Origin of the sequence: Amycolatopsis cihanbeyliensis (genome assembly GCF_006715045.1) — a bacterium.
GTDB lineage: Bacteria > Actinomycetota > Actinomycetes > Mycobacteriales > Pseudonocardiaceae > Amycolatopsis > Amycolatopsis cihanbeyliensis.
This window is the reverse complement of sequence record NZ_VFML01000001.1, coordinates 4071057-4086759: the sequence shown is the minus strand read 5'-3', so window position 1 is coordinate 4086759 and position 15703 is coordinate 4071057. Positions and strand designations below refer to the sequence as shown.

Annotated in this window: 13 protein-coding genes; 8 read left to right on the top strand and 5 right to left on the bottom strand. The window is 72.0% G+C overall.

All coding sequences use genetic code 11. The annotated features are described in order from the left end of the window. Window positions 1-89 precede the first annotated feature (89 nt). On the bottom strand, window positions 90-2834 hold the full coding sequence (locus FB471_RS18535; protein WP_141999708.1) for a penicillin acylase family protein: 2745 nt from the start codon (window positions 2832-2834) through the stop codon (window positions 90-92). Between the two features lie 183 nt (window positions 2835-3017). Here FB471_RS18535 and FB471_RS18530 point away from each other — a divergent pair, with 183 nt between their 5' ends. The 4 genes from FB471_RS18530 (at window position 3018) to FB471_RS18515 (ending at window position 6606) form a co-directional block, all read left to right on the top strand. Continuing rightward, window positions 3018-4067 (top strand): fatty acid desaturase family protein, encoded by a 1050-nt coding sequence (locus FB471_RS18530; RefSeq protein WP_141999707.1) that lies wholly within the window; start codon window positions 3018-3020, stop codon window positions 4065-4067. A 50-nt stretch (window positions 4068-4117) separates the two neighbouring features. Next, the gene (locus FB471_RS18525; RefSeq protein WP_141999706.1) at window positions 4118-4492 is read left to right on the top strand and encodes an FKBP-type peptidyl-prolyl cis-trans isomerase; all 375 of its coding nucleotides are present in this window, start codon (window positions 4118-4120) and stop codon (window positions 4490-4492) included. A gap of 87 nt (window positions 4493-4579) precedes the next feature. Further along, window positions 4580-4936, top strand: coding sequence for a hypothetical protein (locus FB471_RS18520; RefSeq protein WP_141999705.1), 357 nt, complete (start codon window positions 4580-4582; stop codon window positions 4934-4936). Between the two features lie 389 nt (window positions 4937-5325). After that, window positions 5326-6606, top strand: a complete 1281-nt coding sequence (locus FB471_RS18515) for a hypothetical protein (RefSeq protein ID WP_141999704.1) — start codon at window positions 5326-5328, stop codon at window positions 6604-6606. Here the strand turns inward: FB471_RS18515 and FB471_RS18510 are convergent. The 3 genes from FB471_RS18510 to FB471_RS18500 are packed head-to-tail and all read right to left on the bottom strand — an operon-like array spanning window position 6557 to window position 11853. After that, complete coding sequence (locus FB471_RS18510) at window positions 6557-8617, bottom strand: NB-ARC domain-containing protein (protein WP_170220851.1); 2061 nt, start codon at window positions 8615-8617, stop codon at window positions 6557-6559. The genes FB471_RS18515 and FB471_RS18510 overlap by 50 nt on opposite strands. A gap of 10 nt (window positions 8618-8627) precedes the next feature. Continuing rightward, a complete protein-coding gene (locus tag FB471_RS35515; protein ID WP_141999702.1) occupies window positions 8628-11252 on the bottom strand; it encodes an ATP-binding protein in 2625 nt (874 codons plus the stop codon). 16 nt (window positions 11253-11268) lie between these two features. Beyond that, the gene (locus tag FB471_RS18500) at window positions 11269-11853 is read right to left on the bottom strand and encodes an NADPH-dependent FMN reductase (protein ID WP_141999701.1); all 585 of its coding nucleotides are present in this window, start codon (window positions 11851-11853) and stop codon (window positions 11269-11271) included. A gap of 143 nt (window positions 11854-11996) precedes the next feature. Here FB471_RS18500 and FB471_RS18495 point away from each other — a divergent pair, with 143 nt between their 5' ends. The 4 genes from FB471_RS18495 (at window position 11997) to FB471_RS18480 (ending at window position 15095) form a co-directional block, all read left to right on the top strand. Further along, a complete protein-coding gene (locus FB471_RS18495; RefSeq protein ID WP_141999700.1) occupies window positions 11997-12635 on the top strand; it encodes an antibiotic biosynthesis monooxygenase family protein in 639 nt (212 codons plus the stop codon). Further along, window positions 12628-12924 carry a GNAT family N-acetyltransferase gene (locus FB471_RS18490; protein ID WP_141999699.1) on the top strand — a complete coding sequence of 99 codons (297 nt, stop codon included), beginning with the start codon at window positions 12628-12630 and terminating at the stop codon, window positions 12922-12924. The genes FB471_RS18495 and FB471_RS18490 overlap by 8 nt, the downstream gene beginning before the upstream one ends. A gap of 204 nt (window positions 12925-13128) precedes the next feature. Beyond that, window positions 13129-14208 carry an LLM class flavin-dependent oxidoreductase gene (locus FB471_RS18485; protein WP_141999698.1) on the top strand — a complete coding sequence of 360 codons (1080 nt, stop codon included), beginning with the start codon at window positions 13129-13131 and terminating at the stop codon, window positions 14206-14208. Beyond that, on the top strand, window positions 14205-15095 hold the full coding sequence (locus FB471_RS18480; protein ID WP_141999697.1) for an LLM class flavin-dependent oxidoreductase: 891 nt from the start codon (window positions 14205-14207) through the stop codon (window positions 15093-15095). The genes FB471_RS18485 and FB471_RS18480 overlap by 4 nt, the downstream gene beginning before the upstream one ends. Here the strand turns inward: FB471_RS18480 and FB471_RS18475 are convergent. After that, window positions 15092-15697 (bottom strand): TetR/AcrR family transcriptional regulator, encoded by a 606-nt coding sequence (locus tag FB471_RS18475; RefSeq protein WP_141999696.1) that lies wholly within the window; start codon window positions 15695-15697, stop codon window positions 15092-15094. The two genes, FB471_RS18480 and FB471_RS18475, sit on opposite strands and share 4 nt — an antisense overlap. Between the last annotated feature and the right edge of the window lie 6 nt (window positions 15698-15703).

The window sequence follows — 15703 nt, the reverse complement described above, 5'->3', positions numbered from 1 at the left end:
CTGGGCAACCCACCTGTGACCATGACGCTCGTCGCGGAGTCCGAGCCCGGCCGAGCCGATCGTGTCACGCGTTGAGGAACAAGCGCTGGTCAGCGTTTCCGGGGGAACTCCACGACCTGCTGGAACGTGGGCCGGTTCTGGGTGCTGATCGGGTCCTGGGTGATGCCGCCGAGCGCGCGGTGCACGATCGAGTCGGCGCACCACTGGTCCCCGGCGTCGCATGTACTGTCCCCCGGGTAGACCTCCGCGATCGGCTGCGCCGCCGCCCGCGTCACCGTGTCCACCAGCGCCTGGTGGCAGCGGGCGAGATCCCCACCGCCGCAGAACCGGTCACCGAGCGGGCCACGCACCCGCTCGCCGAGCAGCGAGCGCAGGTCCTTGTGCACGTACCCCCACCAGCCGCGCTGGTAGGCGGAGCCCTGGTGCGGCTGACCGACCCGCTGGCCGGGCTCGGCGTTCTGGAACCCGGACGGCGACTCGTTGATCTGCAGCACCCTGGTCATCGCCGTGAAGGCCGCGGGACCCATCGCCGGTTCGAACTGCGCCCGCACCAGCAGCGGCCACCAGGCGTCCATGATCTTGATCGCCTCGGCGTGCCGGTAGGCCCGGCCGCCCGGTTCGGTCTCCGCCCGCAGCCCGCCATCGGCCAGCCAGGCACGCAGCTTCTCGATCGCCGCCGCGGCGGCGGGATCCCGCACCGGAGCGGTGTCCAGCACGCGTAGCAGCACCGGCAGCACCCGCTCCGCGCGCAGGTCGGCCAGCCCGGCCTCGGCCATCGCCTGGGTGAGGTTCGCCCTGGTGACACCCGCCCCGCCGGTGACAAGCGCGCGGACCCTGGTGTCCAGCAGGTCACCGCGGTGCACCGAGGACTTGCCGTAGCCCGCGGCGGCGTAGTCCTTGGCCTGCGCGTTGTTCCAGCTTATGTAGTAGTCCTGGTTGATCGAGTTCGGGTGCTCGGCGAAGGGGGTGTACTCGGCGGTGTTGCCGTCCGGATTCCAGCCCTGCCAGTCGAACCCCGCGTTGCCGAGGACCGGTAGACTGGGGTCCACTGTAGAGTTACGTTGCGGGTTGGCGCCCGAGTTGTAGTACGCGGTGTCCTCCGCGTCCACATAGAACCAGTTGAAGGTGTAGTTCACCAGGTCGGCCGCGCGCTGGAAGTCCTCGGCGGAGCGGATCGCGCCGGGGTCGTTGAACTGCTGGAACCCGAGCAGGGACTCCACCTCGTGGAAGTAGGTGGAACGCAACGCCGCGTAGGCCACCGGCCTGCCGTCCACCATCGCGCGGTGAGTCACCGGCCCGTACTCGGTCCGGAAGGCGCGCAGGGTGTACGACCCGGCCGGGGTCGAGTCCGCCACGGTCGGCTCCCATGCGTTCTTCCGCTCCACCACCTCCATCGGCAGGCACTCGCCGCGGAAGGTGTAGAAGTTCGACTCCCTGGTGGGCGCGGAACCGTCCGGTTCGCACAGTTCCACCGCGTAGGTGTCGGTGATGTCCTGCGCCGAGGTGGTCGCGCTCCAGGCGTAGTCCTGCCCGCGACCGAGCAGCACGTAGAAGCTCAGCCCGGCGAAGGACGCTCCGCGGGCGCTGATCCCGGGCCCCTGCAGTTCCTGCAACATCAGCAGTTGCGGCGCGAAGTACCCGGTCTGCGGGCCGAACACCGCCACCGGGTTGCCGCTCTCGGTCTGCTCCCCGGACACCACCAGCGCGTTGGACATGCCGTGCGTGTCCACCGGCCGCACCGCGACGTTCTGCTGCGAGCCGGCGGAACCGGTGCGGTCGAACACGAGTTGCTGCGGCGTCACCGAACCCGGCTCGGGCATGGCGACGCCCCGAGGGTGCTCCGGGGCCTTGCCGTACGGGAAGCTCTGGCCCTCGTGCAGGGTGCGCACCGTTTCCGGGTCGTCCTCGGCGCGCAGGCCGCGCCAGACCCGCTCCCCCTCGGCGAGCCCGTACCGTTCCTGGATCGCCAGCTTGGCGATCGCGGCCCGCACCTCGCCGCCGCCACCGCCACCGAACTGGGCGCCCACCACCGAGGCGAGCACCACCAGGTCGGTCAGCCGGAACGGCGCGATCTCCCCGGCGTTGGTGATCGCGTCCACGTGCCCGGTCAGCACGTACTCGCCGGGGAAGTACCTGCCACCGTGCGCGTCCTCGATGTAGGCGTTGATTCCGTCCACATAGGATTTCGCGTCGGCGAGGCCACGCCTGCCGAGCGGTCCGGACTCGGCGACCTGGTCGATCTGCTGCCGCAGCTCGGCCTCGGTGTACGGGGAGGCGGCGAAGAACTGCTGTTCCAGCGCGCGGTTACCCTCGGCGCCGCCGGCGAACGGTGTCAGCTCACCCCGGCCGACCCTGCGCATGATGTCCATCAGCCACAGCCGGTCCTGCGCGGCCGCGTAGCCGGCACCGAACTCGGTGCCCGAGCGGGTGGTTCCGTGGATATGCGGCACGCCGGTGGCCTTGTCCCGGACGATCGTGACGTCGGAACGCGGCCGGATGGTGCTGACCACCTGATCGTCGGGCACCCCGAAGGAGGCGTCGTTGAAGAACTCGTTGATGGTCTCGGTGGTCAGCCCCGGGTAGCCGTCGGCAAGCGCGGCGTACGGCCCGAGCTGGTCGTCGGCATGCGCGGGCCGGCTGCCGAACACCTGGTGCAGCAGGATGTCGGCGAGGGTGGCGTTGCCGTTCTGCCCCGGCGGCAGGATATCCGAGCACTGGTCGCCGCAGAAGTCCTCGACCGGTGGCCGCTGCGGGGCGGCGGGCGCGGCCGGTGGCGCCAGCAGGCCGGTGGCCAGTGCGATGGTCCCGAGGAGTACTCCAAGCCGCGCGCGCATACCGCCGCTCCTCTCGCAGGGTGTGACCAGCCGCACACTACCGGCGAGTACCGCAATTTGTGAAGACTATTCGCGTTTTCTCGCTGGACCGGACTACCCGGCGAGGCGGTGGGGCCAGCCCCCGCACGCACCAGGGTGCCGGCATGATTCCCAGCGAGAACCCGGTTCAACACAATGGCTGCCATGACGATCAACGACATGGGACGACCGGCGAGGGCGGGAAGCGACTACGCGGAGTTGTCGCGGCGGGTCGCCGGTGCGGGCCTGCTCGGCAGGCGGCCGGGCTACTACCTGCTCCGGACCGGGCTCATCGCCGCCCTGTACGGGGCTGGCATCGCCGCCTTCCTCGCGCTCGGTGACTCCTGGTGGCAGCTCGCGCTCGCGGCGGGGTTCGCGATCATCTTCGCCCAGGTCGCACTGGTCGCGCACGACCTCGCGCACCGGCAGGTGTTCCGCACCCGCCGGCCGAGCGAGCTCGCCGGGATGCTCGTGGGCAACCTGGGCATCGGGATGAGCTACGGCCGCTGGATGGACAACCACACCCGGCACCACGCCAATCCCAACCACGAGGAGCACGACCCGGACGTCGACCCGGACGTGCTGGTCTGGTCCACCCGGCAGGCCGAGAACAGCCGGGGCGCCGCCCGGTTCATCGGGAGGTGGCAAGCGTTCCTGTTCTTCCCGCTGCTCACCCTCGAGGGCCTGAACCTGCACTACGGCGCCGTGCGGTCGGTGCTGCGGCGCACGGTGAAACGGCCGCTGCTGGAGGGCACGCTGCTGTTCGTCCACTTCGGCGGATACCTCGCCGCGCTGCTGCTGGTGCTCTCGCCGGGCAAGGCGCTGGCCTTCTTCGCCGTGCACCAGGGCCTGTGGGGCGTCTACATGGGATCCATCTTCGCCCCCGGGCACAAGGGCATGCCGATGCTCGGGCCGGGCGAGAAGCTCGACTTCCTCCGCAGGCAGGTACTGACCTCCCGGAACGTGCGCGGCGGCCTGTTCGTGGACAACGCCATGGGCGGCCTGAACTACCAGATCGAGCACCACCTGTTCCCGCATATGCCGACCCCGCACCTGCGCCGGGCGCAGCCGATCGTCCGGGCGTACTGCGCCGAACTCGGTATCCCTTACCACCAGACGGGCCTGGTACGTTCCTGGGCAGAAGCCCTCGGCCATCTGCATCGCGCGGGCGCACCGCTGCGACGGAATGGGGCCGATCGGAACGCCGTGATGTGATTGGTTACGGTGGGGCACCGCGACCGACCCCCGCATGGAGGAATACCCGCATGGCGTTGGAGAAGCCGGAAATCGACCGCCCCGAGGGCATCGCACCCGGCGAGCTGGAAGTCGAGGAACTCGTCGAGGGCGAGGGCCCCGAGGCCCTGCCCGGCCAGGACATCGAGGTGCACTACGTCGGTGTGACCTTCTCCAGCGGCGAGGAGTTCGACTCTTCCTGGAACCGCCGTGAGCCGCTGGCCTTCCAGCTCGGTGTCGGCCAGGTCATCGCGGGCTGGGACCGTGGGATCGCCGGGATGCGCGTCGGCGGGCGCCGCAAACTGATCATTCCCTCCCACCTGGCCTACGGCGAGGAGGGCGTGGGCGACGCCATCGGCCCGGACGAGTCCCTCGTCTTCGTGGTCGACCTGATCAGCGTGAGCTGACCCGGACCTACTGCCGCGAGTGTCCTGTTCCCGCGTTTTTCCAGGGAACAGGACACTCGCCGCCGGTGGCACTGCTACGGTGACGGGGTGGTTGAGCCCATCCTGATCTCCATTGCCGCCGCGCTGGCAGGCAAGGCGGCGACCGGCCTCTACGACCTGGTCAGGCGCCAGTTCGCCGGAGATCCGGCGGCCACCGCCGAACTGGAGGTCGCCGCCGAGGCGCCGGAAGGCGACCCGGATCGGGCGCCCATCCAGGCGCTGGCGGAACGGCTGGAGGCGGCCGAGCGGGCGGACCCGGAGTTCTCCTCGGCGCTGCGCGCGGAGTGGGATCGGGTCAACGTCAGCCAGCAGGCCCGGGACGGCGGGGTCACCAACCAGATGTCCGGCACCGTGCAGGGTAACGTGATCCAGGGACGGGATTTTCACGGCGACATCCGTTTCTGAGTGCCTGTTCCGCGATCCCGGCAATGGCGCACCGTCGCGACCCGTCGCACGATTCTCGCCGTGGTACACAATGTCACCTCGGCCACCCGGTTGTTCGATGTGCTGCCGATCGTGGCCCGCGACCCGCGGGTGCAGATCGTGTTCACCCGCACCGGTTCCAGCGCGTTCGACGCGGGCACCACGGAGTTCCTGAGTCGCAACGGAATCCTCGAACTGCCGTGGGACCAGGCCGTGGCGACCGAAGCCGATCTGGCGATCGCCGCGAGCTACGGCGGCGACCTGCACCGCATCGCGGCCCCACTCATGGTCTTTCCCCATGGAATGGGGTACAATAAATACTTAAAATCGAAAATCGAAAATCGGTCTTCGGGCTCTCGAGGCCGTGGCTCATGCACGAAGGTCGCCTCGTTCCTTCGGTCATCATTCTCTCCCACCCCGAACAACTCGAGCGGTTACGTGCCGCCTGCCCGGAGGCGGTGGACGCGGCCCTGGTGGCCGGCGACCCCTGTTTCGACCGGATGCTGGCCAGCCGGCCGCTGCGCGAGACCTACCGGCAAGCCCTCGGCGTCGCCCCCGGCCAGCGGTTGATCGTGCTGAGCTCGACCTGGGCCGAGCCCTCGCTGTACGGCAGCAGGCCCTTGCTGGCCCGCGAGCTCGCCGCCCGGCTGCCGATCGACGACTACCGGCTCGCGCTCGCCCTGCACCCGAACATCCACGCCGGCCACACGCCGTGGCAGGTCCGACTGTGGACCGAGGCCTGCGCTCGTGCGGGCGTGCTGGTACTGGCGCAGGAGGAGCTGTGGCGGCCCGCGCTGGTCGCCGCCGACCTCACCATCGGTGACCACGGTTCGGTCACCTTCTACTCGGCGGCGCTGGGCACGCCGGTGCTGCTGGCCGCCGCACCCGAGGAGGCCGTGGACCCGGCATCGCCGATCGGCCTGCTGCTCGCCACGGCACTCCGGCTGGACGGCGACCCGCTCACCCAGATCGAGCGGGCCATCGCGGCACACGACCCCGCGCGCTACACGCCGATCACCGAACGGACCACCGCGCTGCCCGGCGCCTCCGCGTCCGTGTTGCGGCGGTCCATCTACCGGCTGCTGGACCTGCCGGAACCGGACGACGGCCCGGACCCCACGGCACTGCCGGTGCCCGAGGTCACCCCGCCGGAGCCCGCGGCCTGGCTGGTCCGGGCGGACCTGCACCCGGACGGCGCGGGCCGCCTGTCCGCCACCGTGCAGCGGTACCCCGCCGAGGCACTGGGCGAGCCCGCGCTCGTTCCCGCCGGTACGCACCTGGTGGTCGGCACCCGGGAGCCGAACACCCGGCTGCTCGACCTGGCCGACCTGATCGTGCACGAGAATCCCGCCGACCCGGCCGAGTGGATCGCGGGAACACTGGCCGCGCTACCGGGCTGCGCGCTCGCCGCCGCCCCGGCGGGCGAACGCGACTGGCTGGTGGGGAACGCCGACGGCTCGCTGGTGCGGCTCACCGAGGTGACCGGGCGCGGACCGCTGTTCGGCTCGGTGCTGTACGCCTGGGTGGCCGCGGGCCACCCGCTGCGGGACCTGCCTGCCGGGCTGAGCCTGCGGGTGGCAGGGCGGGAGCACTCGGCGCGGGTCAGCCGAGCTCGTCCAGCCGGGCCTGGACCGCCCGGCCGCGGTGGGTGAACTCGCGGAGCCGGTAGATGTCCAGCGCGTCCCGCAGGTACGACCGGGCCACCTCGGGTTCGCCCCTGGCCAGCGCCAGATCGGCCAGCGCCTCGCACAGCTGGGCGCGCTCGGCGTGCCACTTTCCGGTGCTCGCCGTGGCGGCCGCACCGGCGAGCAACTCGGCCGCCTCGGCCTGCCTGCCGGCCGCCAGCAGTTTCTTTCCCCGCCACAGGTCCACCTTGACCAGGTTGTAGGGCTCGGCGGCCAGCTCGGCGCGGGCTCGTTCGAGCAGCGCAAGCGCGACCTCCGGCGGCTCCACCTTGGCCAGGTGCAGCCGGGCCAGCGCCAGCCGCCGCGGCACCGCGAGCCGCTCGGCCAGCGCGAGGTTGCGGCGCAGCAGGTCGGTGGCCGCGGGTAGCAGGCCCTGGTCCAGCCGGACCAGGCCGTGCGACTCCACCGCCGAGGCCTGCGCCTCGACCGACCCGGCCCGCTCGGCGTGGCCCAGCGCGGTCTCGAACAACTCCACCGCCCGCTGCGGATCGCCGAGCTCCCGGTAGGCGAAACCCTGCTGCATCGCCAGCACGGCAGCGGCCGGCCAGTCGCCGAGCTCGGTGGCCGCCCGCACTCCGATCCGGTTGGTCGCGGCCATGTCGTGCGCGTACTTGCCCTGCTCGTGCAGCGGCCAGAGGGCGAGACAGAGCTGGCAGGCGCGGCTGAGCTCGCCGAGCTCGTAGGCCAGGTCCACCGCCCCGCGCAGGTTGATCCGCTCGGCCTCCAACCAGGCCCTGGCCTCCTCCTCGCCGCCGTCCTCGGCAACGGTCAGCTCCGGCCAGATCCGCTGACGCCAGCCCCGGTTCGGCATGAGCAACCCGTCCGCGGCCAGGGCCCGAGCCCAGTAGTAGGCCAGCAGGTGCTGCCGCAGGGCGGTGCCGTCCTGTTCCGCCTTGGCCATGGCGTGCCTGCGGATCAGGCCGGAGATGAGGTAGCGCTCATCCTCGGTCTCCTGCACCAGCCGGGCTCGCAGCAGGTCGTGCAGGGCGTCATCGACGTCGTCCTGATCCGCACCGAGAGCCACCGCCACCGCAGCGGCGCTCACGTCCCCGCTGCCGGGATGCACGCCGAGTGCCTGGTAGCAACGCTGGGCCAGCGGGGACAGCCTGCGGTAGGCCGCGTCGAACACGACCGTGACGGAAAGGTCCTCGTCCCTGGACAGCTCCTGCAGGGTGCGTTCCTGCCTGGCCAGCCTGCGCGCCAGCCGGGCCACCGGCCGGTCGGGGAACTCGGTCAGCAGCGAGGCGACCACGCACAGCGCGACGGTGGAACCCGCGCACAGATCGATCAGCTCGGCGACCGCACCGGGGTCGGTGGCCAGCCGGTCCGCGCCGACCAGCCTGCCGAGCAGCAGGTGCGCGGCGTCGTCGGCCATCGGCGCGATGTCCACCGTGGTCGCGCTGGCCCACGCCCGCAGGCTCTCCACCCGCCCGGCCTCGGTGACCAGCACCGCCGATGCGCCCGCACCGGGAAGCAGCGCGCGCACCTGGCCCGCGGTGAGCGCGTCGTCGATGACCAGCGCGATCCGCTTCCCGGTACTCCAGGACCGCCACAGCGCGGCGCGGCCCTCCAGGCTGGCCGGGATCTCGTCCGGGTGCCGCCCGGCGGCGAGCAGCAGTTCGGCCAGCGCGGGCCGTTCCTGTTCGGCCTCGTCCGGGCCGGTGCCGAGCCGGACGAAGAAGTGCCCGTCCGGGTAGTCGGCCTCGTGCTGGTGCACCCAGTAGCCGGCGAGCGTGGTGGTTCCGCAGCCCGGTGGGCCGCGCAGGATGACCACCTTCGGCCCGTCCCGGCTCTCGGCGTGGGCCAGCCAGGCGTCCAGTTCGGCCAGCGGGCGCTCGTTGTCGGTGTAGTGCTCCGGGGCGGGCGGCACCTGGCATCGGCCGCCGCGCGGGCCACGGACCTGGTGGAAGTGCACCCCGCCGTAGATGTCCCGACCCTGGATCACGTTGTCCGCGTCGCCGCCGAACTCGTTGTGCACCCAGCAGAGGCTAGCTTCCCTCGGCGGCCAGTTCGAGCCGGGCGAGTTCGTTCCGGGAGGACACGCCGAGCTTGGGATAGGCCTTGTAGAGGTGGTAGCCGACGGTGCGCGGGCTGAGGAAAAGCTGGGCACCGATGTCCCGGTTGCTCAACCCGCCTGCGGCCAGCCGGACCACCTGCAACTCCTGCGCGGTGAGCCGGGTGCGCACGTCCCCGGCCACGGGGCCCGCGCTCTCCCCGGCCGCGCGCAGCTCGGCGCTCGCGCGGTCGGTCCATGGCCGGGCACCGATCGGCTCGAACACCTCCAGCGCCGAGCGCAGCAGCGGGCGGGCCTCGCTCGGCCTGCGCTCCCGGCGCAGCCACTCCCCGTACAGCAGCTCGGTGCGGGCCCGTTCGAACGGGCGGCCGTTGCCCTCGCGGTGCAGCGCCACCGCGTCCCGGTAATGCCGCTCGGCCTCGACGTCCGACGCGAGCAGCGCGCGGCAGCGCAGGGCGACCGCCTCGGCCCAGGGTTGCCCGATCCGCTCCGCCCACTCGGTGTACCGGTACAGGGGCTCCTCGACCGCCTCGGTGCGACCCAGCCGGGCCGCCGCCTCGATCAGATCGGGGAAGGCGGAGCGGAAGTCCATCCGGTTCGGGCAGGCGAGGATGTCCGGCAGCAGCGCCAGCACCGCCTCGTGCCGCCCCAGCCCGAGTTCGAGCAGCGGCAGCGCGGCCCGCGCCCGGACGGCGCCGTGCCCGTGCTCCGGGGTGCGTGCCGGCGCGATCAGCCCGGTGCAGCGCCCCCGGTCCCCGGCCACGGCCGCGGCCCAGGCCAGCACCGCGGCCAGCGGGCCGACCGCGGCCTCCTGCCCGGTGTCCTCCGCGATCCGCAGCCCCTCGGTGCCGCAGGCAACGGCCTCGTGCCGACGCCCGAGGTGCGCCTCGGTGCGGGCCAGCAGGGCCAGCGCATGCGGCAGCAGGCCGATCGCGCCGCGCTCCCGGCAGCTCCGCTCGATGGTGCAGGCCAGCTCGTGCGCCCGGGCGTGGTCGCCGAGCAGCAGGTACCACCATGCGGTGCGCAGCCCGGTGCGGATCGGGTCCGCGGCGCCCCCGGCGAGCAGTTCCCGCACGGCCGTGACGCCCTCGGCGACCCCGCCGGGTCGGGTGTGGTTCAACCCGGTCGCCGCCAGGGCCAGCGCGCGTGCCGGGGCGCCGTCCGGCGCCCGCTCCGCGGCCAGCTCGGCGGCCGCGAGATCGCCTGCTGCCCAGGCCGACTCCACCGCCCAGAACAGCATCCGGGCGTCGCCACTCTCGAGCAGGATGCGGTGGGCAGCCATCGGCCGGTTGCGTTCCTCGGCCAGCCGGGCGCGTAGCAGCGCGATCCGGCCCTGCGCCTCCGGATCGGTGCGGTGCAGCTCGGCCTGGTGTGCCGACGCCTCGGCCCGCTCGGGCCGCCCGGCATCCGCGGCCGCCTCCGCCGCGGCGATCAGCCTGCGGCCGCGCTCGCCGGTGTCCGGGCTGAGCTCGGCGGCCCGCTCGTAGGCCGCGGCCACCGAGGCGTACCCGCCGAGGCCGCGGTCCAGTTCGGCGGCCCGTTCCAGCTCGGCGGCGACGCGCTCGTCCGGCCCGTCGGCGGCCGCGGCGAGATGCCAGGCACGGGCGCAGACGTTGTCCCGCTCGGCGTAGGTCTCCGCCAGCGCCTGGTGCGCGGCGATCCGCCGGTGCAGCGGCGCGGCCCGGTACGCCGCGGCCCGGATCAGCGGGTGCCGGAACTCCGGCCCACCGTCCGCGGGGCGCAGCAGCCGCCGCCGCTCCGCGGGTTCCAGGTCGCGGGCCGAGCAGCCCAGCCGACCACCCGCGGCGAGCACCACCTGCTGGTCCCCGGAGTCGTCGGCCGCGGCCACCAGCAGCAGCGTCCTTGTCCGTTCCGGCAGCTCGGCGATCTGATCGACGAAGGCCTGATCCAGCCGGACCGACCGGCCGTCCCGCCACACCTGCGGCAGCTCGCGCAGCGCCAGCAGGTTGCCACGGGCCTCCCTGCGGATCCGGTCCCGGAGATGGTGCGGCAGGTCGGACGCGTGCTGGTCGAGCAGCTCCCCCGCCGCCGTCTCGTCCAGCCCGTCGAGCCGCAGCTCGGGCAGGCCGGGCGCGGGAAAGTCCTCCTCCTGCGCGGCCAGGATCACCACCACGCCCTCGGCCTCCAGCCTGCGCGCGGCGAACAGCAACGCCTCCGCGGAACCGGGGTCCAGCCAGTGGGCGTCGTCCACCAGGCAGAGCAGCGGACCGTCCCCTGCGAGCTCGGACAGCAGGGTGAGCACCGCGAGGCCGACAAGGAAACGGTCGCCCGCTGCCGGTTCGCCGAGCCCCAGCGCCGCCCGCAACGCGCGGGCCTGCACCGGGGGCAGCCGGTCGAGCTGCTCCAGCGCCCCGGTGAACAGCAGGTGCAGCCCGGCGAAAGGGAGTTCGGTCTCCGACTCGATGCCGGTGCCGCGCAGCACCCGGAACCCGGTCGCGGCCCGCGCGGCGTGGTCCAGCAGGGCGGTCTTGCCGATCCCGGCCTCCCCGCGCACGATCAACGTCCCGCTGCGCCCGGTCCGTGCCGCGGCCAGCAGTGCGTCGATCGTGGCCACCTCGTCGGCCCGGCCAAGGAGCATGGACCGACCCTACTGTTCACGCGGCTGCGTTCGCGTAGGGATGCTTGTCCCTTGCCTCCTTGAGTGCGCGGGCCCACCAGGTGATCCGGTCCAGCAACAGCCCGGCCGCCCGGCCAGCCTGCGGCCCGGCCGGGTTGCCGTCCGTGCCGAACTGATCCCAGTAGTTGGCGAAGCTGACCGTGTCCCGGATGGTGGTGGCATGCAGCTCGGCAAACACCAGGCGCAGCTGCTCCACCGCGCGCAACCCGCCGGAAATGCCGCCGTAGGAGACGAAACCCACCGGCTTGGCCTGCCACTCGGCGCCGTACCAGTCGATCGCGGTCTTCAGCGGGGCAGGGAAGCTGCGGTTGTACTCCGGGGTCACCACCACGAAGCCGTCGGCGTCGGCCAGTCGCGGGGTGAGCACCCCGACCTCACGGGGCGCGGAGTCGTCCCCGAAATCCCCCAGCCGGTCGGGCAACCCGGCCTCGGCCAGGTCGATCACGTCCACGGTCAGGTCCGCGCGCAGCGCGGCCTGGTCGGCGAACCAGTTCGCGACGACCGGCGCGAACCGGCCCGCGCGGGTGCTGCCGACGATGACGCCAAGGTGCAGGCGGTCCATGAGGTGCTCCTTCGTTGTTCGTTCGATCGAACCCGACGCTACGAACCCGCACCCGGGGGCGGCATCTGTCGGATGACTGGGGTCGACGGGGCCAGTCATCCGACAGATGCCCCGGTTCCGGCCGCCTGCCTAACGTCACCGGTATGAACGAGACGAACGAGACGACACCGCCCCGGATCATCCGCCCCGACGCCGCACTGGTGCTGGCGCACGAATGGACGGTGGACGACCCGCGCGAGCAACGGGAAGCCGCGGAGGACGCGCTCGCCGGCGGGCCGGAGCCCGGCCTGCTGTCCCGCAACGTCTACCTCGGTACCGACGGGCACACCGTGCTGCGGTACTCGCAGTGGACGGCCGAGGCGAACCCTGGCGAGCGCGGACGGCACTACCGGCGCTACCGCAGCTTCACCGCGACCGGACCGAACCCGACGCCCGGGATCATCGTGGTGGTCCGGTTCGACACCGACGGCGAGCACACGGCGAGGAAGTTCGTGGACACCCTGTTCGAGACGGTGCCCGGGTTCACCGAACCCGCGCGGGAGCCGGATGGAAACATCTCCAGCAACTTCCACCTCAGCACGGACGGTAGGCACGTGCTGAACTACGCGGAGTTCGTGGACGAGGAAGCGCACCAGCGGACCGTGGAGACCGCGTTGCGCGCGGACGACCCGGTGCCACGGATGATCAACGAGACCCCGGGGCTCGTCCCGCTCGGCTTCCGGCGCTTCCGCTTCTACCGCGCGGCGCCGGTGGGTATCCGGGAGCATCGGAACCATGAGTGAATCCGAAGGCGAGATCCAGGTCACCGACAACCCGGACCGGTCCCGGTTCGAGCTGCACATCGGCACGGAGCTGGTGGGGCACGCCGCCTACCGGCGCGAGCCGGGCCTGCTCGTGTTCACGCACACCGAGGTCGACCCGGAGCGGCGGGGCCAGGGCCTCGCCGGCCGGCTGACCAGTGCGTCGCTGGACGCCGCGCGGGCGGAAGGCAGCCGGGTGCGGGCGGTGTGCCCGTACGTGGCCGACTACATCAACAAGCACCCGGAGTACAAGGACTTGCTCGAGACCTGAGAACCAGGAGGGTTATTCAGAACGACCCAGCGACCGCGGGCCGCCAGGCCCGTGCGAGAGGTCGTTGCAGTTCACAGCAGTGGTGACGCACGCTACGGACCTGAATAACCCGACACTTGAATAAGACACCAGGACAGGGAACAAGGTCGGGGGCGCCGTGGTTGAATGTAGTTGAGCGTTGAATCACTACCCCAGGGAGTTGTCGTGCAGTTCGGGATCTTCACCGTCGGCGACGTGACCCCCGACCCGACCACCGGTGTCGCGCCCTCGGAGGCTGAGCGGATCAAGTCGATGGTGGCCATCGCGGAGAAGGCCGAGGAGGTCGGGCTGGAGGTGTTCGCCACCGGCGAGCACCACAACCCGCCGTTCGTGCCCTCCTCGCCGACGACCATGCTCGGCTACGTCGCGGCCCGCACGCGCCGCCTCATCCTCTCCACCTCGACCACGCTGATCACCACGAACGACCCGGTGAAGATCGCCGAGGACTTCGCGATGTTGCAGCACCTCGCGGACGGCCGGGTGGACCTGATGCTGGGCAGGGGCAACACGGCGCCGGTGTATCCCTGGTTCGGCCAGGACATCCGGCAGGGCATCCCGCTGGCCATCGAGAACTACCACCTGCTGTACCGGCTGTGGCGGGAGGACGTGGTGGACTGGGAGGGCCGGTTCCGCACCCCGCTACAGGGATTCACCTCCACCCCACGCCCGCTGGACGGGGTGCCGCCGTTCGTGTGGCACGGCTCGATCCGCAGCCCGGAGATCGCCGAGCAGGCCGCATACTACGGCGACGGGTTCTTCGCCAACCACATCTTCTGGCCGAAGGAGCACTTCCAGCGGCTGATCGAGCTGTACCGGCAGCGCTACGAGCACCACGGGCACGGCACGGCCGACCAGGCCGTCGTGGGCCTCGGCGGGCATGTGTTCATGCGGCGCAACTCGCAGGACGCGGTGCGCGAGTTCCGGCCGTACTTCGACCACGCGCCCGTCTACGGCGGCGGCCCCTCGCTGGAGGAGTTCGCCGAGCAGACCCCGCTCACCGTGGGCAGCCCGCGGCAGGTGATCGACAAGACGTTGACCTTCCGCGAGCACTTCGGCGACTACCAGCGGCAACTGTTCCTGATCGACCACGCCGGCCTGCCGCTGAAAACCGTACTGGAGCAGCTCGACCTGCTCGGCGAGGAGGTGATCCCGGTGCTGCGCAGGGAGCTGGACGCCAAGCGGCCCGCGCATGTCCCCGAGGCCCCGACCCACGAGACCCTGCGTGCCGAGGCGGTGCGATCGTGACCGACTACCGGCGGGAGATCCGGTTCGGCGTGTTCCCCACCCCGAACGCGGACTCGGTGGAACGGATCATGGACATCGTCGCCCTCGCCGACCGGACCGGCTTGGACGTGGTGGGCATCCAGGATCACCCGTACCAGCGCCGGTTCCTGGACACCTGGTCCCTGCTGGCCACCGTGCTCGCCCGCACCGAGCGGGTGCACGCGTTCCCGGACGTGGCCAACCTGCCGCTACGCCCACCCGCGATGCTGGCCAAGGCCGCGGCCAGCCTGGACGTGCTCTCCGGTGGCCGGCTGGAGCTCGGCCTCGGTGCCGGTGGGTTCCGGGACGCGATCGGTGCCATGGACGGGCCAGTGCGCGACCCGGCGCAGGCGGCCTCGGCGCTGGTCGAGGCGATCCAGGTGATCCGGCGGATGTGGTCGGCCGAGCGCGCGGTCCGCTTCGACGGCTCGGCGTACCGGTTGGCCGGGGTGCGTCCGGGCCCGCCACCCGCGCACCCGATCGCCCTCTGGCTGGGCGTGCTCGGGCCCCGGCTGCTGGCCGAGCTCGGCAGGTCGGCGGACGGCTGGATCCCCTCCTCCAGCTACGTCCCTCCGGAAGCCCTGCCCGCCAAGCACGCGGTGATCGACGAGGCCGCCGCCGCGGCGGGACGCGCACCGTCGGAGATCCGGCGGATCTACAACGTGTTCGGGTCGATCACGCCGGCACCCCGTGGCTTCCTGCACGGGCCGGTGGACCAGTGGGTGGACGAGCTCACCGAACTGGCCGTGGAGTACGGCATGGACACCTTCGTGTTCGGCACCGAGCACGACGACCTGGACCAGTTCCACCGCTGGACCGAGGAGGTCGTGCCCGCCACCCGCGCGGCCGTCGCCGCCCACCGCACCTAGGGAAGCCCGAGGGTGGCCGCGGCATGCTCCAGCCAGGCCGCCAGGAAACGCTCCCGGCCCAGGTCACCAGGGGTGTGCCCGATCAGGGTGTCCAGGATCGGGTAGTAGGTCAGCGAGGAGAGCAGCACGGCCGCGGTGGCCTCCGGATCCGCCACCTCGACCTGCCCGCGGTCGCGTAGCCCCTCGATCCAGCCGGCACCCACCCGGTAGACGTTCGCCAGCACGGCCTGCCACATCTGCTCGAACAGCTCGGGAAACCCGGCGAACTCGCGGACCATGATCCGGACCAGCTCGCGCTCGTCGTCCAGCACCCGCCAGACGACCTCGGCCAGCAGCCGGAGCGCGGCCCGCGGCTCGGTCGGCACCTCGGTCATCGCCTCGGCCTGGCTGCGCGCCAACGTCTCCATGTTGCGCCGCACGGCGTGCTCGAGCAGTTCCCGCTTCGAACGGAAGTGCTTGTAGAGCGCGCCCGAGCCGGGCGCGAGCCCGCAGGCCACCTGGATATCCACCACAGAGGTCGCGTCGTAGCCACGGCCGGCGAACAGCCGGACGGCCTCGTCGAGGATGCGTTCCCTGGTCACTCCGGGAGTGGTTCTCGCCATAGTAAG